This is a genomic window from Mesorhizobium sp., assembly GCF_041661565.1.
Classification (GTDB): Bacteria; Pseudomonadota; Alphaproteobacteria; order Rhizobiales; family Rhizobiaceae; genus Mesorhizobium.
Genome location: NZ_JBAZUD010000064.1, coordinates 1 through 19,638, shown reverse-complemented (window position 1 = coordinate 19,638; position 19,638 = coordinate 1). Strand labels below are relative to the sequence as shown.

Genomic DNA, 19,638 nt, shown 5'->3' with positions numbered 1-19,638 from the left:
CAATCGATGTTCGAGACCGGACATGCCGTTGTGGCGGGGTTGCTTCCGTTCGCCATCTCCTATGCGCTGGTGGCAATGTTGCCCGGCGCCAACTTCGCCGTCGTCACGCAGGCCGCGCTAACCGCTTCGCGCGCCACAGCCCTGTCCGCTGCCGCCGGTATTGCCCTGGGCGCCAGTTCGCTGGCGGCCATGGTCGCGACTGGAGCTGCCGCCTTGCCGGTGGCGGGCGTCGCACATCAGGTCGCTGCCAGCCTCTACGGCGCAATGCTGGTCTTCATCGGCTGGAATTCGATGAGGCGGGCGCTGTCGATCAAGGTCGGCGTCAACGAGCCGAAGCCTTTTCCGATCACCCGATACTTCCGCGTAGGGTTTGTCACCGCGGTGGCAAATCCGGCCACCGCATTGTTCTTCGCATCCTCCACGCTGAATTTGGGCACCCGTGGAGAGACTTATATATCCCTGGTCTTGCTGGTCTTTGGGATTGCCATCGCATGGTTCGGCCTGCTTGTCCTTTGCATGTCCCAACCGGCCATCCGGCGACTATACGGTCGTTTTCGAAGGCATGCCGACATCGTGCTGGGCGGAGCCTTGGTGGTGCTCGGCGCCGCGGCACTTGGGCGTTGATGCATGTCCGCGGTTGAAACAACGACATGCAAAGAACCGGGCGTAATCGCGTCGCCAGAATCCTTTTCGGCGACGCGCCTTAAGCGACGCGTCTAGCTTCTAGCCTCATCTTCGGCTGAGCACCTCCGTGCTCTTGAGCAGAGCGAGGAGTTGGCTCTGCCGGCGCGTCCCGGTCTTGGCGAAAATCCGTTCGAGGTAGGTCCGGCCTGTCTTGACGGTGATGTTGGATCCGGCTGCCGCGTCTTTCAGCGCAAGACCACGCGATAGGGCGGAGGCGAGGCGCGCCTCCGCGGGCGTAAGGTCGAACAGACCGGCAAGAAGGGTTGGCGATGGAACCATCGAACTGGCTTTCACCGCCGTCGCAACCACCAGAATGTCGCCGCCTGAAAAGATGTCATGCGCGGAACGATGCAATGGCACCAGGTGGACTATGATCGGTGGGCGATCGTCTTGTGCGGCAACAGGAATCGATCGGACGGAAACCGCGCTGCGGCCGCGCACCGAATCGACTGCCTGCTGGAACAGCAGATCGGATTGGGCATCGCCGACCGCCAGACCGCCGAAGGCGACCGTGCGAAAAACAGAGGCCATCGCCTCAAGCATCGCATTGGCGGCAAGAACCAGGCCTGTTGACGAAAGAACGGCTGCCGGCAAGCCTATTCTTTCCATGGCCGAAACAGTGTCTTTTGCGCGCTCCAGGCCGAGTCTTGTCGCAATCAGGCCAGCGCGGGCGAGATGCGGCCGCAAGGCGTTCAATCGCTCCATGTCCTCCGCAGTGGGGCGGTTGTTTTCAAGCCAACGCTCGGTCGAAAACAATGCCATCTCTCCCGTCGGCATGACGACGAACGAACCGACCTGTCCGCCGATCCCCAGCGGCCGGGTTCGATCGAGGCGCAGATGATTGCTTGCCAGCGCCTCGGGCGGGAAATAATCGGCGTCATAGACAAAAGCCGAAGGTGGCGTCATCGAGAAGAGAAGCTGAACCTCCTCGCTTTTCTGCCATCCATTGGCTGAGTCGAAAGCCTCCAGAACCGGGGCGATCAAATCCGTCGCGATGAATTTCGGGGAGGCGCGGTCATCGAACAGGACAAGCGAGGCGGCGGCGGAGTTGGAGACGTTGCTTAGTTCCTCCAGCACGCCCGGCCACAGTTCAGGCACGAACGCGGCTTCGTAGATGCGATCGGGCAGCGAAGCGATCATTCCTGTTCACGCATGGCTGGGGCCGGTGTCAGCGGCAAGATGGACGATCATTTGCCGCGCATGGGCAACTGAGGCAGTTCCGTGCTTTTGAGCAACGCGACAAGCTGGCTTTGCTGACGGGTTCCGGTCTTGGCGAAAATCCGCTCCAGATAGCTCCGCCCGGTCTTCACGGTGATGTTGGAGCTGGCCGCGGCGTCCTTTAGCGGACGGCCTTGCGACAGCGCCGAAGCGAGGCGGGCCTCGGCCGGCGTCAGGTCGAACAGTCCCATCAGAAGGGACGGCGAGGGCACGACCGAACTGGCGCTCACAGCCGTTGCCGCTACAAGGATATCCGCGCCGGAGAAGATTTCGTGAGCCGCGCGGCGCAACGGCAGGAAGTGGAGGATAAGCGGCGGCGTGTCCGTGCCCGCCGCCACCGGGATGGACCGGACCGACGGCTCGACCTCGCGGCGCTCGGCAAGGATGGCCTGCTGGAACAGCCGGTTGGCCTCCGCGTCGCCGATCGCCAGCCCACCCATCGCAACAGGCAGGAAAATGGATTCCATCGCCTCAAACAGCGGGTTGGCGGCGAGCACACGCCCGCTCGACGACAGGATTGCCGCCGGCAGGCCCATCGCCGTCATGGCGGCAACGGTGCCTTGCGCCCGTTCGAGGCCGAGCCGTGCGGCGATCAGGCTTGCCCGGGCCATGGTGGGGCGCAGACCGTCAAGCGCGTCGAAATGTGCGCGGCCGTAATTGCCATCCCCGAGCTTGCGCTGGAAAACGAAAATCGCCAATTCGCCGCTCGGCATCGGAATGGCCGTGCAGGTGTGGGCGCCGATGCCAAGCGCACGCAAGCGTATCCGGACCGGATCGTTCGCGATTTCCTCGGTCGTCAGAAAGCTGTCGACATCGACGAAGCTCGCCGGTTGCACGGCGCACATGCGTGATACGGCCGTCGAAAATTGCAAGGTGTCGCTGACCAGGAACTCGCCGAGCAGGTCTTGCAGCGGCCCGACGGTGCGACCCCGAACCGGCTGGTCGTCGGCAAACAGGAACACCGAGCCAGCCACCGAGTCGGAGACGGCATCGATACTCTCCAACACGTCTGGCCATAGGTCGGGCACAAACGCGGCCTCGTAGATCTTGTCGATAAGATCATCAGACATCGGGCGTGGGGAGCCTTCTTCGGCATTTTGATCCTGCCGGCCCCCAACGCCCTCACGCGGTAACCGGTCCCTGCCGGCAACATGCCATGCTGGAAACTGAGGTCAACCCTTCCGAAGCGCATGATGGCAAGACATTCGGCGACCAGGCCCTGCCGCTCGCCCCAAAATGACAAAACCCGCCGGACAAGGTCCAGCGGGCTCGGAACCGCGACGGAATCCGTCTATGCGGCTCTGGCTTCTAGGGCGGGATCCACTTTCATGAGCGGGCCCCGCCTGATGTCAGATGGCCTTACGGGCGATCGTCTCGATGTCGGCGCGGCTGATGCCGAGATCGCTGAGCTGACGGGCGTTGAGGCGGTTCAGCTCACGCACGGTTTCGTTGTACATGCGCCAGTTACGGAAAGCGCGGATCGGGTTCATGGTGGTCCTCCAGACAAATGTTCGTTTCGATGCTGCTTAAATAGTCATCATCGATCGGGAGGTGAACGGCCGATTTTGCATAGCAATGATGCAAATGCTGCATTGCACCATTAAGGCTTTGTTCATCTTGTAGGCAGGGCCGCGCACGTCTCTGACGCGTTGGGCCGGCATCGCCGGAACATCGACACCTCCTAGCCCACGTCGAGCACGATCTTACCGATATGATCGCCTTCTTCCATCCGCTCATGCGCCCGCCACGCCTCGCTGAGCGGGAAGATCATGTCCATGACCGGCGCCACCTTCCGCGTGCCGAGCAGCGGCCACACCTGCGCTTCCAGCGCGGCGGCGACCGCCGCCTTGAACTCGACGGTGCGCGGCCTCAGCGTCGACCCCGTGTGGATCAGCCGCTTGACCATGATTTTCGAAAAGTCGGCGCTCGCCACGGCGCCACCCTGTGTGGCGATCTGCACGATGCGGCCCTCCACGGCAGCCGCTTCATGGTTTCGCGCCACATAGTCGCCGCCAACCATGTCGAGGATGACATTGGCGCCCTTGCCGCCGGTCGCTTCCTTGACCGCGGCGACGAAATCCTCCTCGCGGTAGTTGATCGCCCGGCCGGCGCCGATCTTCAGGCAGGCGTCGCATTTCTCCTTGCTGCCGGCGGTGGTGACGACATAGGCGCCGAAGGCCGAGGCCAGCTGGATCGCGGTGGTGCCGATGCCGGAAGAGCCGCCATGGACCAGCAGCGTTTCACCGCTCTTGAGGCCCCCGCGCTCGAACACATTGTGCCAGACGGTGAAATAGTTTTCCGGCACCGCCGCCGCTTCCGTATGGGTGAAGCCGGCCGGCAACGGCAGCACGCTGCCGGCATGAACCTTGACATATTCGGCATAGCCGCCGCCGGGCGTCAGCGCGCAGACGCGGTCGCCGATGCGCCAGCGCGATACGCCCTCGCCAAGCGCCGCCACCTCGCCGGAGGCCTCGAGGCCAGGCAGGTCCGACGCGCCGGGCGGTGCCGGATAGGCGCCCTTGCGCTGCTGCACGTCCGGCCGGTTGACACCGGCCGCGTGCACCTTGATCAGGATCTCGCCGAGGCCGGGCTGGGGCACGTCGCGCATTTCCGGTTTCAGCACCCGCGGGCCACCGGGTTCGGAGATCGCGATGGCTGTCATCCTTGCCGGAATTTTGGGTTCGCTCGCCATGAATATCCGTCTTTCCTCGCCATTGTCCGTCCGGGTGTTTGCATCGACGCCCATGCCCTATGTATGCTGATTGCCAAATCAGGCAAATGGCCAATCAGGTGTGGCGGAGGAGAAGCGACGATGGCGATCTTCGACGACGAACCGAAGAAGAAGGCACGCCCGCACGAGATCGGGCAGGATTTGTCGCTGCTTTCGGTCGGTGAATTGACCGAGCGGATCGGCATCCTGCGCGACGAGATCGCCCGGCTGGAGAACGAACTCAAGGCCAAGGACAATACCAAATCGGCCGCCGAGGCCCTGTTCCGCCGCGGATAGAGGCGCGGACCGAAGGGCTCGCCGCCGAAAAGCCCGAATGCGACCGTCCTCGGACCCAGCGCCCCGTCAAACTCGAGCCGGATCAAAAAATGTTCGCAACCTACCGACCGATCCTCTCATTGCTGCGCGGTACCGCCTTCCTGCTCGCGGCGTCCGGATTGCACGGGCTGCTCTTGCCTTTGCGAGGTCAGTTGGAAGGCTTCTCGACCGCATCGCTCGGCCTGATGGGCACGGCCTGGGCCGGCGGCTTCGTCACCGGCTGCTTCTTCGCCCCGCGTATCGTGCGCCGCGCCGGGCATGTGCGGGCTTTCGGCGCCTTTGCCGCGTCGGGCGCCATTGTGGCGCTGCTCACCGGGCTGATCATCGATGACTATGTCTGGATCCTGCTGCGCGCCTTCACAGGCTTCACCATGGCCGGCGCCTTCATGGTCATCGAAAGCTGGCTCAACGAGAAGGCCACCAACGAAAACCGCGGCACCGTCTTCGGCCTCTATATGATGGTCACCTATGCCTCGATCATGGGCGGGCAGATGATCGTCGCCGGCGGCGACGTGAAATCGGCCTCGCTGTTCATGATCACCGGCATCCTGTTTTGCCTGTCGCTCATTCCGACCGCGGTCTCGACCGCCTCCCACCCCAAGCCGCTGCAGGATGTCTCGCTCGACGTCAAAGGCCTCTATGCCAATTCGCCCGTGTCCGCCGTTGCTTGCGTTTTGATCGGCATCGCCAACGGCGCCTGGGGCACGCTGGGCGCGGTGTATGGAGCCCGCATCGGCATCTCCACGGCCGAGATCGCCTTGATGATGAGCCTTGTGGTGGTCGCCGGGGCGGCCATGCAGCTTCCGGCGGGGCGTCTCTCCGACAAGACCGACCGGCGTTTCGTGCTGGCGGGCGCCGCATTCGGCGCGGCCTTGTTCGCGTTCGCCATCTTCCTGTCCGAGCCCCGCTCCGGCGTCTTCGTGATCGTCTGCACCGCCGCCTATGGCGCCTTCGCCTACACTCTCTATTCGATCGCGGTGGCGCATGCCAACGACCACGCCCGGTCAGAGGATTTCGTCAAGGTCTCGGGCGGCCTGCTCCTTCTCTACGGCTTTGGCACGATGATCGGACCCTTGCTGGCAGCGGCCCTGATGGGCTGGATGCGCCCCGAAGCCCTGTTCCTCGCGACAGCCTTCGCGCATCTGTGCCTGGCGTGTTATACGCTGCTGCGCATCAGCCGCCGTGCGCCTGTGCCGATCGGCGATCGCGACGCCTTCACGACGCAACCGGCCGACCGTTCGGTGACGCCGGAAGCATTGCGGCTCGATCCGCGCAGGAAAGATGAACCCGACGGTTGAGATTCCAAAAGCTTTGCCTCACAAATAGGTATGATGATTTCCGACGCCTTCTTGGCGATTGCCGATCCCAACCGGCGCCATCTTCTGGAAGAGCTCCGGCGCGGCCCGAAGACTGTCAACGAACTGGCCGCGGGGCTGCCAGTATCTCGACCGGCCGTTTCACAACATCTGAAAGTGCTGCTCGATGCCGGCCTGGTCAACGCCAGGGCCGAAGGCACAAGGCGGGTCTATACGGTGAGCACCGCCGGCTTCCTCAAGCTCAACATCTGGCTCGATCAGTTCTGGGAAGACTGATCCATTCCGCCTGCTTGTGAAAAGCCGAGACGGCGAATGGCTTGAGCATCAAGTGCCCGGCCGGATTGTGGCGCATCGCGATCAGCCATTATTGTAGGGGAAGAACTTGAAGTAGGGCCGCGCCTCCTCGATCACGCGGGCGAATGAGGGCCGCAGCATCAACCGGTCGTGATAGGTTTTGACGGCAGGGAATGTGTCGCCGAACGGTTCGACCTTGTTGGCGTAGAACAGCGCCGGAGCCGCCGCGCAGTCAGCCATCGTGAAGCAGTCGGCCACCGCCCAGATCTTCCTGCGCATATCCTGTTCGATCGCGGCGTAGGAATTGCGCAGCTGTTCGCGGGCCTGCTCGACACCGAACGGATCGGTCTTGCCTTCCGGACGCAAACGGTCGCCGACGATCTTTTGCATCGGCTCCTGCACGTAGAAATCATAGAAGCGGTCGGCCAGGCGAACCTCGCTGGCCAGGTCGATATCGGCGGGCAGCAGTTCGACAGGTCCCGGATAGTGCGTGGCCAGATATTCCACGATGATGCTCGATTCCGGCACCGTGCGGTCGCGCGCGTCGTCGCGCAGGACCGGCACCTTGCCCGACGGCGATATCTTCCGGAATGCCGCGCGCGATTTCTCACTGCCGAGATCGACGATCACGGAGGCGAACTCCGTCTCGTTCTCGTAGAGTGCGATCAATGGTTTCCAGCAGAAGGAAGCCAATGGATGGAAATGAAGCGTGAGGGACATTGCTGGCTCGTCTGTTTGGCGGCTGGGTCGGGTGCGCTGTCCTAAGGTTAGACGCTGAAGCGTTTGCTGGCTATCGCCCGCCTGGCTCGACTGGCTTGCGTGTGGGCGACAACGCCCTCGCCAATCGTATCCCGATCGACGGCGGACGCTGCAGGCCGCTTACGAAGCCTTGGTCGCCGGCAAGGCCTGGGGCCAGCACGGCCGCCTGATCAACTTATTTTCCCGTTTGGAACCCGACTCTGCTAGAATAAGTGGAAAATCACACTTCACGGGATTGGAACAGGTCTTGGTTGAGAACTCTCGGGATGCCGCCCGCGCGCGCGCCGACCTGCGTTTCAAGAAGCAGGAAGAGGCGGCAACCGTCCGCCAGAAGGCGATGGCCGAATATGCCGCAGAGAGCGACGCCCGCCAGGCCAAGACCAACAAGCTGCGCGCGCTCAGGCTCGCCAAGGAAGCGGAAGACCTGGCCAACGCGCCCGCCGCTCCAGTCAAGAAGCCGGCCCGCGCCAAGAAGAAGTAGCACGGCAGCGCCTGTCCGGACTGCAACGACAGCGCCTTCCAGTCCGCAACGTCACGCAACGAAATTTTCAACCGGGGATTTTACCGCCGCCGATGGCCGGTGATTGCCCCGTCGACAAACAGGAGAAAGCCATGACCGCACTGCCGCTCGAGAAAGCCAGGCAGATCATCGAGGCCGCCTTTGCCAAGGGCGCCGAGCTCAAGCTCAAGCCGCTCGGCGTCTCGGTACTTGACGACGGCGGCCACCTGGTCGCCTTCCAGCGCCAGGACGGCGCCTCTTTCCTGCGTCCGCAAATGTCGGCCGGCAAGGCCTTTGGCGCGTTGGCCATCGGCATGGGATCGCGCCGCGTCGAGGCCTTCGCCAAGGAACGCCCGCACCTTGTTGCCGGCATCTCGGACGTGTCGGGCGGGCGTGTGCTGCCGGTCGTCGGCGGCGTGCTGATCCGCGACAAATCTGGCTTGATCATCGGCGCGGTCGGCATCTCCGGCGACACCTCCGACAATGACGAAGCCGCGGCGATCGCTGGCATCGAGGCCGCCGGCTTCACCGCCGATCCGGGCTGAGGCTTCGGCTTTAATTCAAATTGATGTCACGGCTGGCCGACCGCATCGACACCGCGAACCCGGCCAGCACATCGAACAGCGCGATGACCATCAAGGTGAAGAAGATGGAATGCGCGGCGCCCTTGACCAGCAGGAACTCGACCAGGAAGGCGACGAAGACCAGCGTCGACAGGAGATGGTCCATGATCGAGGCGCTGGTCGTGCGCGCCGCCTTGACCATCTCGAAGAACAGGAAGATCAGCCCGATCAGCACCATCAGGTCGCCGAGCGTCATGGAGAACACGCCGCCCGACATCATGCTGATTGACAGCATCTCGCTCGCCCACGGATCGTCGCCGCCGCCAAAAATTCCCAGCAGGCCGAGATTGTAGAGCACGAAAGGCACGATCAGCAGCGGGATGGCACCGAACATCTGGCGTCTCCATGTGGGGCAATCTTCTGTAGAATGCGCCACAGGCACGTCGTCAAGATTTTTCGTGAACGCCGCGAACACGGTCGAAGACCGGGTGCAACAACAAAGTCAGCCAGGGGCTGGCTGGCATCGCCTTGAGACGGGTATTGTTCGACCACCAGACGCGAAAAGACCGGCCAATGGCCGGTCTTTCCAAGTCGGAACCTTGAAGAAAGCTGTTCTCAGCTTTCCTTCGGCGTGAGCACCTGACGGCCGCGATACATGCCTGTCTTCAGGTCGATGTGGTGCGGACGGCGCATTTCGCCGGAATTCTTGTCCTCGACATAGGTCGGGGCCTTGAGGGCGTCGGCCGAGCGGCGCATGCCGCGCTTGGACGGAGAGGTTTTGCGTTTCGGAACGGCCATGGATATGCTCCACTACATGGTCAATGCCCCGCCCGCCCTCGTGAAAGGGCCATGCCGGGGCCTAAATCTGAGAAAGTCGGGTGCCTATACACGCCCCATGCTGTTTTGGCCAGCACTGCGGCGATTTTTTTTGAGCTGGCTACCGCCGGCAGCCGACATATGCGCCGGAACGGCCGGCGCGCCGCTCGATCAGATTGGCGAGCCTTCTGAGGCCCGGTCCCGGCTTCGCCGGATTGCGGACAATGGGATTTGGCAGGGTGACGGTCAGCAGGGCGGCCTGCCGGCGCGACAGCTGCTTGGCCGAAATGCCGAAATGGTGCTGTGCTGCGGCTTCGATACCGTAGATGCCCGGTCCCCATTCGGCGATGTTGAGATAGATTTCCATGATGCGTCGCTTCGACATCACCGCGTCCAGATAGACGGCCAGCGGCAGTTCGACCACCTTGCGCACCGAGCCAAGCGGACGCGACCAGAGAAAGAGGTTCTTCACCGTCTGCATGGTGATGGTCGAGGCGCCGCGCGTCGCCTCGCCGGCCAGCGCGTCGTCCACCACGCCTCTCAACTCACCGAGATCGACGCCGCGGTGAAAGCAGAACTGGCCATCCTCCGACATGATGACCGAATTGGGCAGCACCGGCGCGACGTCGTCGATCGAAACCCAACGCCGGTCATAGCCGGAGAACGTCGCCAGATCCTTCAGCATCAGCATCGAGACCGGATGCACGAATGACGGCAGATAGAGGAGGGTCAGCAGCGTTGGAATCAGCACCAGCACCGCGGCCACGACGATGCCGCGCCGGACCCAGCGTCTGAGATTGCGGCGGTTCACGCCTCTCGATCTCGCCGCCATGTCCTGCTTTTCGGTTTCATGATCGACGATCGGTTCCGCCAAGTCGCCCAACCCGTGCCTCTCCCTGCTCCGGCATAATGGCGCTTGGCTTCTTGCGCAACGTCTGAGTGTCGGCTACCGGTCCCGGCCATGACGAATGACGACGAAATGGCGTTCGAAATGGCGCTCATCAGGCGGGCGGCGGCCGTCGAGGTGCTGCTGCGGCGGCTGCTTGACGACCGCGCGCTGTCCGGCGAGATCGCGCGGCCCGAACGCCTTATGGCGGCCATGCGCCATGGCGTGCTGAACGGCGGCAAGCGCCTGCGCCCCTTCCTGGTGATGGAAAGCGCGGCGCTGTTTTCCGCCGACGGCGAGGCGGCCCTGCGCGTCGCGGCAGCGCTTGAATGCGTGCATTGCTATTCGCTGATCCATGATGACCTGCCCGCCATGGACGATGACGACCTGCGCCGCGGCCAGCCGACCGTGCATAGGGCGTTCGACGAGGCGACCGCCATACTGGCCGGAGATGCCTTGCTGACGCTTGCCTTCGACATCATCGCCGGTGACGCCACCGTGCTCCCGGCCGAGCGGCGCTCGGCGCTGGTGCTGGCGCTTGCCCGCGCGGCCGGGCCCGGCGGCATGGTTGGCGGCCAGCAGCTCGACCTCGACGCCGAACACGCCCCGCCGGACGAAGCCGGCATCATCCGGCTCCAGGCCATGAAGACCGGCGCGCTGATCCGCTTTGCCTGCGAGGCTGGGGCGCTCGTCGCCGGCGCCCCCGTCGAGGACCGGGAGCGGTTGGCCGAGTTCGGCTCGGCGATCGGCCTTGCCTTCCAGCTCGCCGACGACCTGCTCGACCTGACCGCCGATATCGGCCAGATGGGCAAGGCGACCGGCAAGGACGCGGCGGCCGGCAAGGCGACGCTGGTGGCGCTGCATGGAGACGCCTGGGCGCGTGCCCAGCTCAACGGCCTCGTCGGACAGGCGCATGAACTGCTGGAGCCTTACGGCGACGGTGCCATGCTTTTGAAGCAGGCGGCGACATTCGTGGCGACGCGCAACAGCTGATCCGGACAGGCACAGACCCGCCTCGATCCGAACGCGAAACCATAGAGCTGATACCCCCCGGACGAACGATATTTTAATGTAAATGAAGCGTAATCCCGGCCACCAAGTGGCGCGTATGTTGGGGTTGCGCATGCCGGAATATTCGTCCTTCATCCGGTCGGTGCGGATGCGCTATGTCTCAGGATTGCTGATCTTCGCACTGGCGTCCGCCGCCGTCATGGTCTCGCTCGATCGGCTCAATTCCTTTCGCCATGACATCGATGCGCTGTGCAGCAACATGGTCGTGTTCACGCGCGACCTGCGCAATGCGGCCAGCTTCGCGGAGACCGCCGGCCCGGCCTGGCGGGCCGAGACACGGGATGCCCTCACCCTGTCGGCGCGCGGCCATTCGGAACGCCTGGCCGACGAGATCGACAGATTGACGGCGCAGATCGCGGCGATAAAGCCGCTCCTTTCGGCCAGCACTGTCAACGAGCTCGATTCCGCTTCCGTCAACGGCGACCTGTTCTGGTCGTCGCGCGACATGGTGCGCAATTTCCACCTGATGTCGGTGGCGCGCACGTTCGATGACTGGAGCGACCGCGAAATCCGCAATCAGAATGACCTGTTTGTCCAACCGATGCTGGTGCGTGTGCGCACCGCCATGGACGGCGAGCGCCATCGGGCAGCCGCTGCCGGCGACAGGCTGCTGCTGTGGGCGACCGGACTGCTGGTTGTCGTGCTGGCCATCGTCGCATTCTGGATCTTCCGGCCGATGGAGCAGGCGATCCGTCGTGCCTTCGCCCAATCCGCAGAATCCCTGTCCGCGGCCGAGGCCGCCGATCGCGCCAAATCGGAATTCCTCGCCAATATGAGCCACGAGATCCGCACCCCGATGAACGGCGTGCTCGGCATGGCCGAACTGCTGGCCAAGACGGACCTTGATCCGCGCCAGAAGACATTCACCGATGTCATCGTCAAATCCGGCAACGCGTTGGTCACCATCATCAACGACATTCTCGATTTCTCGAAGATCAATGCCGGCCAGCTCAACCTCGATCCCGCCCCCTTCCGTCTTGCCGAGGCGGTGGAGGATGTGGCGACGATGGTGTCGGCGCGCGTCGCGGAGAAGAACCTTGAACTGATCGTGCGTGTCGACCCGCGCCTGCCGACCCATGTCGTCGGCGACGCGGGACGGTTCCGGCAGATCGTCACCAACCTGCTCGGCAATGCGGTCAAGTTCACCGAAAAGGGTCATGTGCTGATCGATGTCGGCGGCGAGACCGTGAATGGTGTGGTCCAGCTCAAGGTCCGCGTCGAGGACACCGGCATCGGCATACCGGCTGAGAAACTGCAGAGGGTGTTCGACAAGTTCGCCCAGGTCGACGGTTCGTCGACCCGTCGCCATGAAGGCACCGGCCTCGGCCTGGCTATCGCCGCCCGCCTTGTCGACCTGATGTCGGGCAAGATCGGCGTCGAGAGCGAGATCGGCCGCGGATCGGTATTCTGGTTCGTGGTGCCGTTGCCGGCGCACGATGTCGTGGCGCGCGATGAAAGCGTGCCTGTCGACGTCACCGGAGCCCGCGTGCTGGTGATCGATGACAATCCGGTCAACCGCGACATCCTCATCGAGCAGCTGAGGAGCTGGAGCTTCGATTGCGCCGCCGCCGAAAGCGGCGCCGTGGGCCTCGCCTTCCTCGATCGCGCCTGCCAGCTCGGTGCCCGCGTCGACTGCATCATCCTCGACTACCATATGCCTGTCATGAACGGCATGGACGTCGCGCGAGCCATCGCCGGCGACAGCCGGCTGGCTTCGATCCCGGTGGTGCTGCTGACCTCGGTCGACCAGGTCGACTTCGGCAGGATGGTCATTGAGTTCGGCATCGCGGCGCACCTGACCAAGCCGGCTCGTTCGGCGATCCTGCTCGGCACCGTGGTCTCGGCCATCCAGAAAGGCCGCGCGCGGGGGGACCAGGCGCGGTTCGCGCGTCAACCGGTTCCGCCGATTCCGCTGGTGTCCCCGCCCGCCTTGACCGTCATCCGCGGCCCGGCGACCCTTGGCGGGGCAAAGCAGGAATCGTCAACCGCCCTTAACGGCTCGATCGATATCCTCATCGCCGAGGACAATGACGTGAACCAGCTGGTGTTTGGCCAGATCCTCAACGGGATTGGCCTGAGCTATCGTATCGCCGGCAACGGCCGTACCGCGGTCGAGATGTACAGGATGCTGCGCCCCAAGCTGATCCTGATGGACATCTCGATGCCGGAGATGAACGGCTATGAAGCAACCCGCGCCATCAGGGCCATGGAGGCCGTGGCGGGCACCCGAATCCCGATCATCGGCGTTACCGCGCACGCGTTGAAAGGCGACCGCGACAAGTGCATCGAGGCCGGCATGGACGACTACCTGCCAAAGCCGGTTTCGCCCGACCGCCTCGGCGCCAAGATCGGAACCTGGCTCAGCGAGACGGTGGTGGCCAAGTTGGCCTGACGCGACACGTATGAACGGATCCGGGCGACGCGATGCATCAGGCGCCCGTGTCCAGAACATAGCGGCGCATCCAATCGAGGCTCGTCCCGTCTGACAGCCTTGCAACGCCGGGCCTTACATCCTGGAGATCCGGAGCTTGAACTCCCAGGGCTTCGCAGATGAAGAGCAATGTCGCAGCCGGGTTGCTTGATAGGTTCTCATAGCCAATCCGCAGCGGACTTATCCCTTGCTCCGCGAACCAGATGTTCCACGCCGCATCATAAGTCTCGAGCTTCGCGACCTCACGTTTGATCCGCTCGAAATCATATTGAGGCTCTTTCGGCGGTGCGACCCTTTCAATCTCGGTTCCGTCGGGAGCGATGTGCCAAAGACCGGTCTGCTCCGCTTTCACCAGGGAGACTGCCTGCGCAAGCTTGTTCTCGCGCGACAGGTGGATGTACAGGACACGACCAAAGGCCTTTTCGAATCGTGCTTTGTCCGACGCAAGCCCAGGGAAAATAAGGTCGAGGACGGCCGAAAGCTCATCCAGGTTTTCACGCATCAGGCGCAGGCCGAAGATGCCTGTCCCGCCCTTGCCGGCAGTGATCGCGGCATCGAGATAGGCGATGTTGAATTCAAGTTCTCCCATCGTGTCGCGTGCCGCCAGTTTCCACTCCTCCGCCCACTCCGGCACATCCTGCCGTCGGTAGAAGGAGTGAGGATCGCCTGAGGTCCCGGTGGATGCCAGGAGCTTGCACAGCAAAGTGCTGCCGGTTCTCGGCGTGCCGCAGATAATGTAGGCGTCGAACATCCAGCTGCTCTTGTCGTGTTGGAGGCAGGGCAAGTCTTCCCATCGTATTGCGTCAAGACAAAGAGACTACCCCGGCTCCGGATCAGCTACCGGTTGCGAACCACCACGCAGGCGCCGCCGACGCTTTGCAGTTTCTGGCAGACGGTATTGGCGGCGGCGCGGTCGTCGACCCCGATCCTGACCGCGTAAATCCCCCGCCTGCCGATCGGCGTGCGCACCCGGCTGACCACCGGATCATGCCCGCCAAGGAGGGCCGGAAACCGGCCTCTTACCCGCAGCCACTGGCTGATCGCCGCGCCGCGCCGGAAATTGCCGGCGACCTGCACCCCCCACGGCTTTACATTGATCGAAGCCATCGCCACGGTCCGGGACATGATCACCGGAAGTCTGCGGCAGGCAACGGCAAAATCCGCCTTCGCGTCGAGCGGCTCGACCTTTCCGGGATAGGCCCGGTCGGTGAACTTGTCGACCGGCTCGCCCATGATGTCGAAGACATAGCTCTCGGTTTCCATCGGCAGGAACCCGCCGGAGCCCAGCCAGCGCGACACCCGGCTTTCCCCGGAATTGTAGGCGGCCGCCGCCAGGCCGAGATTGCCGTAGGCGCCCTTCATCTCGGCTAGATATTTCGCCGACGCCGGGATCGCCTGGCCGATGTCGAAGGAATTTTCGAGGCCGCGCATCTTGGCGGTGCCCGGCATGAACTGGGCGATGCCTTCGGCGCCAACCGGACTGACCGCGTTGGGATCGAAGCGGCTTTCCTTCCAGATCAGGCGGGCGAAGAAATCCCGAGGCAGGCCGTTCTGGTCGGCATGGGCCTGGATCAGGGTGCAGATCCTGTCGATCAGCCTCTGCCTGGCAGATTGCGGTGGATCGGCCTGGGCGGCCGTGGAGCAAGCCATGGCGCAAAGCAGAACCAGCGTCGCCCAGAGGAAACGCCGAATGGCGCGCCGAGGCCGTGCCGAAAGTCGCTCCGGCGCGCCACATGATGGTGGCTTCGAGAATCGGAGCGCAGCGGACATTTGGTCCGTGAGCACCGGCAGCGCAGAATACGCCTTCAGGTGGCCGCCGGTGGTGAGTTTCCGCATGGGCTCATTCGGCCGCGGCCTTGCCGCGACCGAACCGTTGCTCGATATAGCCGGCGACCATTTTCTCGAAATCCGCCGCGATCGAAGGCCCGCGCAGCGTCGCCGCCTTCTTGCCGTCGACGAAGACTGGCGCGCTCGGCGTCTCGCCGGTGCCGGGCAGTGAAATGCCGATGTCGGCATGCTTGGACTCGCCCGGGCCGTTGACGATGCAGCCCATCACCGCCACCTTGAGGTTCTCGACGCCGGGATATTTCTCGCGCCACACCGGCATGTTCTTTCGCAGGTCCGCCTGGATGGTCTGGGCGAGTTCCTGGAACACCGTGGAGGTGGTGCGGCCGCAGCCCGGACAGGCGGCGACGATCGGCACGAATTGGCGGAAGCCCATGGTCTGCAGCAGTTCCTGCGACACCTGCACCTCGCGCGTGCGGTCGCCATTCGGCTCCGGGGTCAGCGAGATGCGGATGGTGTCGCCGATGCCTTGCTGCAAGAGGATGCCCATCGCGGCCGACGACGCCACGATGCCTTTCGAGCCCATGCCCGCCTCGGTGAGGCCCAGATGCAGCGCGTGGTTGGAGCGGGTGGCGAGTTCGGTATAGACGGCGATCAGGTCCTGCACGCCGCTGACCTTGGCCGACAGGATGATCTTCTCGCGGCCAAGGCCGATCTCTTCAGCCATCTCGGCCGACAGGATCGCCGACTGCACGATCGCCTCGCGCGTCACTTCCTGCGCCGTCAGCGGAAAACCCCTGTCCTGGTTGTCGTCCATCAGCCGGGTCAGCAGGTCCTGGTCGAGCGAGCCCCAGTTGACCCCGATGCGCACCGGCTTGTCGTACCGGATCGCCATCTCGACGATATCGGTGAACTGCCGGTCCTTCTTGTCCTTGAAGCCGACATTGCCTGGGTTGATGCGATATTTGGCCAGCGCCTGGGCACATGCCGGATGGTCGGCCAGCAGCTTGTGGCCGATATAGTGGAAGTCCCCGATCAGCGGCACATTGATGCCGAGCCGCAGCAGGCGCTCGTGGATGCGCGGCACGGCCGCAGCACTCTCGTCGCGGTCGACTGTGATGCGCACGATCTCCGAGCCGGCACGATGAAGTGCGGCGACCTGCGCGACGGTCTGGTCGATATCGGCGGTGTCGGTATTGGTCATCGACTGCACGACAACAGGCGCGCCGCCGCCGACGACCACGCCGCCGACATCGACGCCGACCGACGTGCGGCGGGGGAAGGGAGAGGAGAAATATCCGGTCATGCCGGCAGCCTTTTGTCTCTGGAGGGCCAGGCGTCCACTCTTGGACGCGCAAATACACTCCGGGCCGATGCGCTGAAGTCCGGCATGAGGTGGAGGAGCAAAGATGGCTTGTCAATGGCGACAGGTCGGCACTGGCCCGAATTGGCCAGCCACGCGACCGGAAACGAGCCGCCGTCTCAAGATGGCTAAAGCGGATTTGAGCTGCGTGGAAGACAGCCTCGGCTGCGCCGGAAACCAAAAAACAGCACACCGGCGGCTGACGCCGCCGGCGAAGAGACCGCGCTGGAGCGGTTATGTCAGGAGGGGATCAGTGGGTCGTCGGTTTCACCGCTCTGAGTTTTTCAATCTCGTCCTTGAGTGCCAGCTTGCGTCGCTTGAGATTCACGATCTGGAGGTCGTCGACCGATGGATGGTTCATCGCGTCATCGATTTCTCGTTCGATGTCGCCGTGTTTCCGCTGCAACTCATCAAGATGGGAAGCAAGAGACATGATTGGTTCTCACTTTCATGGTTTCCTCGATTGCAACCGCCAAAGGCGCGTCCACCGCAGGCTCGCTTCTGTGACGGCACGGTGACAGTGTGCCACCATCCGCCGACGATGTCGAATGATCCGTGGTAGCATTCCACGACAACGTGAAATGTGGTATGGGCTGCGCGCCGGTCGCAAACGACGCCGGCCCCGCCCAATGAGGCCCATTTTTGGGCGCCGCAGACGTGCAGACGGTAGAGAATGTCCGATCAGGAAAAGGCCGATATCCGCCTCGAATTTTCCCGGCTGAAGCAGGAACACACTGATTTCGACGCGGCCATCAATGCGATGATCGCCATGAAGTGCGATCCGTTGCAGATCCAGCGCATGAAGAAGAAGAAGCTGTTCCTGAAGGACCGGCTGATGGCGCTGGAAGACAAGCTCATTCCCGACATCATTGCCTGAACCAGCCGCCACCGGCCCAGGTGGCTAAGCGGCGGTTGAAAGCCTCGCGGCACGATCACGAAGCAGGCCGAGGAGACTGCCCGTGCGCGCCTCGGACGTGTCGATCGGCACCACGAGACACATCGTCGCCTCGACCCTGCCCGGCGCCGAAAAGACAGGCGCGGCAAGACATTTCGTATAGGCGTCGACAAGCCCCGAAGTGACGCAATAGCCGGTGATTTCCGCCTTCGCGATGTCGGTGATGAAATCGTCGAGCCGCAGCTTGCGGCCGTCGGGCAGCACGAGATCGTCCTCCGACACCATGGCCTCGATGTCAGGCCTCCCCAGACCCGCCAGCAGCAGCCGTCCCGACGCCGTCCAGGGCAGCGGGATCTGCAAGCCGGTGGCAGAACTGATGCGAAACGGCCTGGTGCCGGGGCTTGAATGGACGATCGTGTAGCGGCCGCTCTGCAGCATGCACAATTCGGAGGTTTCGCCGGTCTCGCGCGACAGATGGTCGACCTCTTGGCGGCCTCGCCGCAGCAGGTCGTTGCCCCGAACATAATCCATTCCATAGAGGTAGAGCTTCTTGCCGAAATAGACGCGGTTGCCGTCGCCGGCCATTTCCAGCAGTCCGGCATCGACCAGCGACCGCACCAGCGTGTAGGTCGTCGAACGCGGCGCGTTCACACCCTTGGCCAGGTCGCCAATGCCGATTGCCCGCTGCGTCAAGTGCAGGAAGTCCAGAATCTCGAGCACCCGGGTGAGGCCCTTTTCGCGGGATGCCGGTGTCTTCTCGTCGGCTGAAACTGCCGAGGCACTACCATCTTGCATTGTCGATTCCTGGTGTTAGTATCTGTCTTGTACAGGATACATGTGTCTCTTGTAAGAGACAATCGCTCTGAAGTTCACAGCCTTGTGTCTGTCTGTGCAAAGGGGAACACAATACCAAAGGAGGTCGCCGTGAACGACACATCCGGAAGACGTGATTTTCTGAAATTGGGAATGGCTGGACTGGCCACGGCTGGCGTGATGGCGGCCGTCGATACGCAGAAGGCTGCCGCCCAGGCGGCGTCCGACAGCCTGTTGCGCACCGTGCTCGATCGCGGCAAGCTGATCGTCGGCACCGGCAGCACCAACGCGCCCTGGCATTTCGAGAATGATGCCGGCGAACTGGTCGGCATGGACATCACCATGGGGCGCATCCTCGCCAAGGGCCTTTTCGACGACCCGACCAAGGTCGAATTCGTCATGCAGGATCCGGCTCAGCGCATTCCCAACGTCACCACCAACAAGGTCGACATCACCATCCAGTTCATGACCATGAGCGCTCAGCGCTCGCAGCTCATCAATTTCTCCCGGCCTTATTATGTCGAGGGCGTCGCCTTGCTGACGCTGCCGACGGCCGAGAACAAGACCTTCGACAAGCTGCTTGCCGGCGGTTCGGCGACACGCGTCTCGATCCTCCAGAATGTCGATGCCGAACAATCGGTGCACATGGCCCTGCCGGAGTCGCAGGTCATGCAGATCGATACCCAGGCCAACGTGCTGCAGGCACTGGAATCCAAGCGCGTCGACGCGGCCGCCGTCGATCTCTCCACCGTGCGCTGGCTCGCCTCGCGCAATCCGGACAAATATTTCGATGCCGGCAAGAGCTGGTTCTCCATGCTGTACGGCGCGGCTCTGCGGCAAGGCGATCTCGACTGGCTGACCTTCGTCAACCAGACCTTCACCATCGCCATGTTCGGCCATGAAACGGCGCTCTACGATGCCGCGTTCAAGGATTATTTCGGCCAGGAACCGCCGGCTCGCCATCCCGGCTTCCCGGTCATCTGACCGGGTTGCCCGGCTTCCCGGTCATCTAACCCCTGATTGCGGAAGGGCGGCATTCCAGCCCTTCCGCGATCCACTCGACGCCCTTCGCACTGAGGCGGACGCATGGGCTATGCCCTCAACTTCAACCTGATCTGGCGGCATTTCGACAAGCTGTGGGGCGGCCTGCTGCTCAGCCTTGAGCTCGCCGTCATCTCGATTGCCATCGGCATCGTCAT

23 protein-coding genes are annotated in these 19,638 nt (G+C 63.3%); 10 read left to right on the top strand and 13 right to left on the bottom strand.

Annotated features, from left to right (window positions below; all coding sequences use genetic code 11):
• The first annotated feature begins 6 nt into the window (after positions 1-6).
• Positions 7-624 (top strand): LysE family transporter, encoded by a 618-nt coding sequence (locus WC739_RS13410; protein ID WP_372953514.1) that lies wholly within the window; start codon positions 7-9, stop codon positions 622-624.
• 105 nt (positions 625-729) lie between these two features.
• Here WC739_RS13410 and WC739_RS13405 read toward each other — a convergent pair whose 3' ends face one another.
• From WC739_RS13405 to WC739_RS13390, 4 genes are all read right to left on the bottom strand, one after another.
• Positions 730-1,824, bottom strand: coding sequence for a helix-turn-helix transcriptional regulator (locus WC739_RS13405; protein WP_372953513.1), 1,095 nt, complete (start codon positions 1,822-1,824; stop codon positions 730-732).
• Between the two features lie 47 nt (positions 1,825-1,871).
• Positions 1,872-2,972 carry a helix-turn-helix transcriptional regulator gene (locus WC739_RS13400; protein ID WP_372953512.1) on the bottom strand — a complete coding sequence of 367 codons (1,101 nt, stop codon included), beginning with the start codon at positions 2,970-2,972 and terminating at the stop codon, positions 1,872-1,874.
• Positions 2,973-3,251: 279 nt separating this feature from the next.
• The gene (locus WC739_RS13395) at positions 3,252-3,392 is read right to left on the bottom strand and encodes a DUF1127 domain-containing protein (RefSeq protein ID WP_372953511.1); all 141 of its coding nucleotides are present in this window, start codon (positions 3,390-3,392) and stop codon (positions 3,252-3,254) included.
• A 191-nt stretch (positions 3,393-3,583) separates the two neighbouring features.
• Positions 3,584-4,594: an NAD(P)H-quinone oxidoreductase gene (locus WC739_RS13390; protein WP_372953510.1), complete on the bottom strand. Its 1,011-nt coding sequence runs from the start codon at positions 4,592-4,594 to the stop codon at positions 3,584-3,586.
• Between the two features lie 120 nt (positions 4,595-4,714).
• On the opposite strand from WC739_RS13390, the gene WC739_RS13385 reads away from it, so the two are divergent.
• From WC739_RS13385 to WC739_RS13375, 3 genes are read left to right on the top strand one after another with little or no spacing between them, the layout of a single operon-like run.
• The gene (locus WC739_RS13385) at positions 4,715-4,909 is read left to right on the top strand and encodes a DUF1192 domain-containing protein (RefSeq protein ID WP_256752651.1); all 195 of its coding nucleotides are present in this window, start codon (positions 4,715-4,717) and stop codon (positions 4,907-4,909) included.
• Positions 4,876-6,246 (top strand): MFS transporter, encoded by a 1,371-nt coding sequence (locus WC739_RS13380; RefSeq protein ID WP_372953528.1) that lies wholly within the window; start codon positions 4,876-4,878, stop codon positions 6,244-6,246. Before WC739_RS13385 ends, WC739_RS13380 begins: the two co-directional genes overlap by 34 nt.
• 30 nt (positions 6,247-6,276) lie before the next feature.
• Positions 6,277-6,540, top strand: a complete 264-nt coding sequence (locus WC739_RS13375) for an ArsR/SmtB family transcription factor (protein ID WP_372953509.1) — start codon at positions 6,277-6,279, stop codon at positions 6,538-6,540.
• An 81-nt stretch (positions 6,541-6,621) separates the two neighbouring features.
• Here WC739_RS13375 and WC739_RS13370 read toward each other — a convergent pair whose 3' ends face one another.
• Positions 6,622-7,278: a glutathione S-transferase family protein gene (locus WC739_RS13370; RefSeq protein WP_372953508.1), complete on the bottom strand. Its 657-nt coding sequence runs from the start codon at positions 7,276-7,278 to the stop codon at positions 6,622-6,624.
• Positions 7,279-7,564: 286 nt separating this feature from the next.
• Here WC739_RS13370 and WC739_RS13365 point away from each other — a divergent pair, with 286 nt between their 5' ends.
• Both WC739_RS13365 and WC739_RS13360 read left to right on the top strand, forming a co-directional pair.
• Positions 7,565-7,798 (top strand): hypothetical protein, encoded by a 234-nt coding sequence (locus WC739_RS13365; RefSeq protein ID WP_372953507.1) that lies wholly within the window; start codon positions 7,565-7,567, stop codon positions 7,796-7,798.
• Between the two features lie 131 nt (positions 7,799-7,929).
• Positions 7,930-8,361 (top strand): heme-binding protein, encoded by a 432-nt coding sequence (locus WC739_RS13360; RefSeq protein ID WP_372953506.1) that lies wholly within the window; start codon positions 7,930-7,932, stop codon positions 8,359-8,361.
• A gap of 10 nt (positions 8,362-8,371) precedes the next feature.
• Here the strand turns inward: WC739_RS13360 and WC739_RS13355 are convergent, their stop codons facing one another.
• The 3 genes from WC739_RS13355 to WC739_RS13345 form a co-directional block, all read right to left on the bottom strand.
• Positions 8,372-8,773 carry a hypothetical protein gene (locus WC739_RS13355; protein ID WP_372953505.1) on the bottom strand — a complete coding sequence of 134 codons (402 nt, stop codon included), beginning with the start codon at positions 8,771-8,773 and terminating at the stop codon, positions 8,372-8,374.
• A gap of 221 nt (positions 8,774-8,994) precedes the next feature.
• Complete coding sequence (gene rpmF / locus WC739_RS13350; RefSeq protein ID WP_008834724.1) at positions 8,995-9,177, bottom strand: 50S ribosomal protein L32; 183 nt, start codon at positions 9,175-9,177, stop codon at positions 8,995-8,997.
• Between the two features lie 139 nt (positions 9,178-9,316).
• Entirely contained in the window at positions 9,317-10,078 is a 762-nt protein-coding gene (locus WC739_RS13345) for a biosynthetic peptidoglycan transglycosylase (RefSeq protein WP_372953504.1), read from the bottom strand.
• Positions 10,079-10,156: 78 nt separating this feature from the next.
• On the opposite strand from WC739_RS13345, the gene WC739_RS13340 reads away from it, so the two are divergent.
• Positions 10,157-11,074 carry a polyprenyl synthetase family protein gene (locus tag WC739_RS13340; RefSeq protein WP_372953503.1) on the top strand — a complete coding sequence of 306 codons (918 nt, stop codon included), beginning with the start codon at positions 10,157-10,159 and terminating at the stop codon, positions 11,072-11,074.
• A 130-nt stretch (positions 11,075-11,204) separates the two neighbouring features.
• Positions 11,205-13,544: a response regulator gene (locus tag WC739_RS13335; RefSeq protein WP_372953502.1), complete on the top strand. Its 2,340-nt coding sequence runs from the start codon at positions 11,205-11,207 to the stop codon at positions 13,542-13,544.
• A 37-nt stretch (positions 13,545-13,581) separates the two neighbouring features.
• On the opposite strand, the gene WC739_RS13330 is transcribed toward WC739_RS13335, so the two are convergent.
• The 4 genes from WC739_RS13330 to WC739_RS13315 all read right to left on the bottom strand — a co-directional run bounded on the left by WC739_RS13330 (position 13,582) and on the right by WC739_RS13315 (position 17,164).
• Positions 13,582-14,334, bottom strand: a complete 753-nt coding sequence (locus tag WC739_RS13330) for a Stf0 family sulfotransferase (protein ID WP_372953501.1) — start codon at positions 14,332-14,334, stop codon at positions 13,582-13,584.
• Positions 14,335-14,420: 86 nt separating this feature from the next.
• Positions 14,421-15,275, bottom strand: a complete 855-nt coding sequence (locus WC739_RS13325; protein WP_372953527.1) for a transglycosylase SLT domain-containing protein — start codon at positions 15,273-15,275, stop codon at positions 14,421-14,423.
• A gap of 148 nt (positions 15,276-15,423) precedes the next feature.
• A complete protein-coding gene (ispG, locus tag WC739_RS13320; RefSeq protein WP_372953500.1) occupies positions 15,424-16,674 on the bottom strand; it encodes a flavodoxin-dependent (E)-4-hydroxy-3-methylbut-2-enyl-diphosphate synthase in 1,251 nt (416 codons plus the stop codon).
• A gap of 307 nt (positions 16,675-16,981) precedes the next feature.
• Complete coding sequence (locus tag WC739_RS13315; RefSeq protein ID WP_372953499.1) at positions 16,982-17,164, bottom strand: YdcH family protein; 183 nt, start codon at positions 17,162-17,164, stop codon at positions 16,982-16,984.
• Between the two features lie 240 nt (positions 17,165-17,404).
• Here WC739_RS13315 and WC739_RS13310 point away from each other — a divergent pair, with 240 nt between their 5' ends.
• Complete coding sequence (locus WC739_RS13310; RefSeq protein WP_224666131.1) at positions 17,405-17,608, top strand: YdcH family protein; 204 nt, start codon at positions 17,405-17,407, stop codon at positions 17,606-17,608.
• A 24-nt stretch (positions 17,609-17,632) separates the two neighbouring features.
• On the opposite strand, the gene WC739_RS13305 is transcribed toward WC739_RS13310, so the two are convergent.
• Positions 17,633-18,421, bottom strand: coding sequence for an IclR family transcriptional regulator (locus tag WC739_RS13305; protein ID WP_372953498.1), 789 nt, complete (start codon positions 18,419-18,421; stop codon positions 17,633-17,635).
• 129 nt (positions 18,422-18,550) lie between these two features.
• Here WC739_RS13305 and WC739_RS13300 point away from each other — a divergent pair, with 129 nt between their 5' ends.
• On the top strand, positions 18,551-19,423 hold the full coding sequence (locus WC739_RS13300; protein ID WP_372953497.1) for a transporter substrate-binding domain-containing protein: 873 nt from the start codon (positions 18,551-18,553) through the stop codon (positions 19,421-19,423).
• The last annotated feature ends 215 nt before the right edge of the window (positions 19,424-19,638 follow it).

Excerpts from the sequence above, each read along its gene's own strand:
- WC739_RS13410 (WP_372953514.1), top strand. The coding sequence starts at position 7 with ATGTTCGAGACCGGACATGCCGTTGTGGCGGGGTTGCTTCCGTTCGCC.
- WC739_RS13405 (WP_372953513.1), bottom strand. The coding sequence starts at position 1,824 with ATGATCGCTTCGCTGCCCGATCGCATCTACGAAGCCGCGTTCGTGCCT.
- WC739_RS13400 (WP_372953512.1), bottom strand. The coding sequence starts at position 2,972 with ATGTCTGATGATCTTATCGACAAGATCTACGAGGCCGCGTTTGTGCCC.
- WC739_RS13395 (WP_372953511.1), bottom strand. The coding sequence starts at position 3,392 with ATGAACCCGATCCGCGCTTTCCGTAACTGGCGCATGTACAACGAAACC.
- WC739_RS13390 (WP_372953510.1), bottom strand. The coding sequence starts at position 4,594 with ATGGCGAGCGAACCCAAAATTCCGGCAAGGATGACAGCCATCGCGATC.
- WC739_RS13385 (WP_256752651.1), top strand. The coding sequence starts at position 4,715 with ATGGCGATCTTCGACGACGAACCGAAGAAGAAGGCACGCCCGCACGAG.
- WC739_RS13375 (WP_372953509.1), top strand. The coding sequence starts at position 6,277 with ATGATGATTTCCGACGCCTTCTTGGCGATTGCCGATCCCAACCGGCGC.
- WC739_RS13370 (WP_372953508.1), bottom strand. The coding sequence starts at position 7,278 with ATGTCCCTCACGCTTCATTTCCATCCATTGGCTTCCTTCTGCTGGAAA.
- WC739_RS13360 (WP_372953506.1), top strand. The coding sequence starts at position 7,930 with ATGACCGCACTGCCGCTCGAGAAAGCCAGGCAGATCATCGAGGCCGCC.
- WC739_RS13355 (WP_372953505.1), bottom strand. The coding sequence starts at position 8,773 with ATGTTCGGTGCCATCCCGCTGCTGATCGTGCCTTTCGTGCTCTACAAT.
- rpmF (WP_008834724.1), bottom strand. The coding sequence starts at position 9,177 with ATGGCCGTTCCGAAACGCAAAACCTCTCCGTCCAAGCGCGGCATGCGC.
- WC739_RS13340 (WP_372953503.1), top strand. The coding sequence starts at position 10,157 with ATGACGAATGACGACGAAATGGCGTTCGAAATGGCGCTCATCAGGCGG.
- WC739_RS13335 (WP_372953502.1), top strand. The coding sequence starts at position 11,205 with ATGCCGGAATATTCGTCCTTCATCCGGTCGGTGCGGATGCGCTATGTC.
- WC739_RS13330 (WP_372953501.1), bottom strand. The coding sequence starts at position 14,334 with ATGTTCGACGCCTACATTATCTGCGGCACGCCGAGAACCGGCAGCACT.
- ispG (WP_372953500.1), bottom strand. The coding sequence starts at position 16,674 with ATGACCGGATATTTCTCCTCTCCCTTCCCCCGCCGCACGTCGGTCGGC.
- WC739_RS13315 (WP_372953499.1), bottom strand. The coding sequence starts at position 17,164 with ATGTCTCTTGCTTCCCATCTTGATGAGTTGCAGCGGAAACACGGCGAC.
- WC739_RS13310 (WP_224666131.1), top strand. The coding sequence starts at position 17,405 with ATGTCCGATCAGGAAAAGGCCGATATCCGCCTCGAATTTTCCCGGCTG.
- WC739_RS13305 (WP_372953498.1), bottom strand. The coding sequence starts at position 18,421 with ATGCAAGATGGTAGTGCCTCGGCAGTTTCAGCCGACGAGAAGACACCG.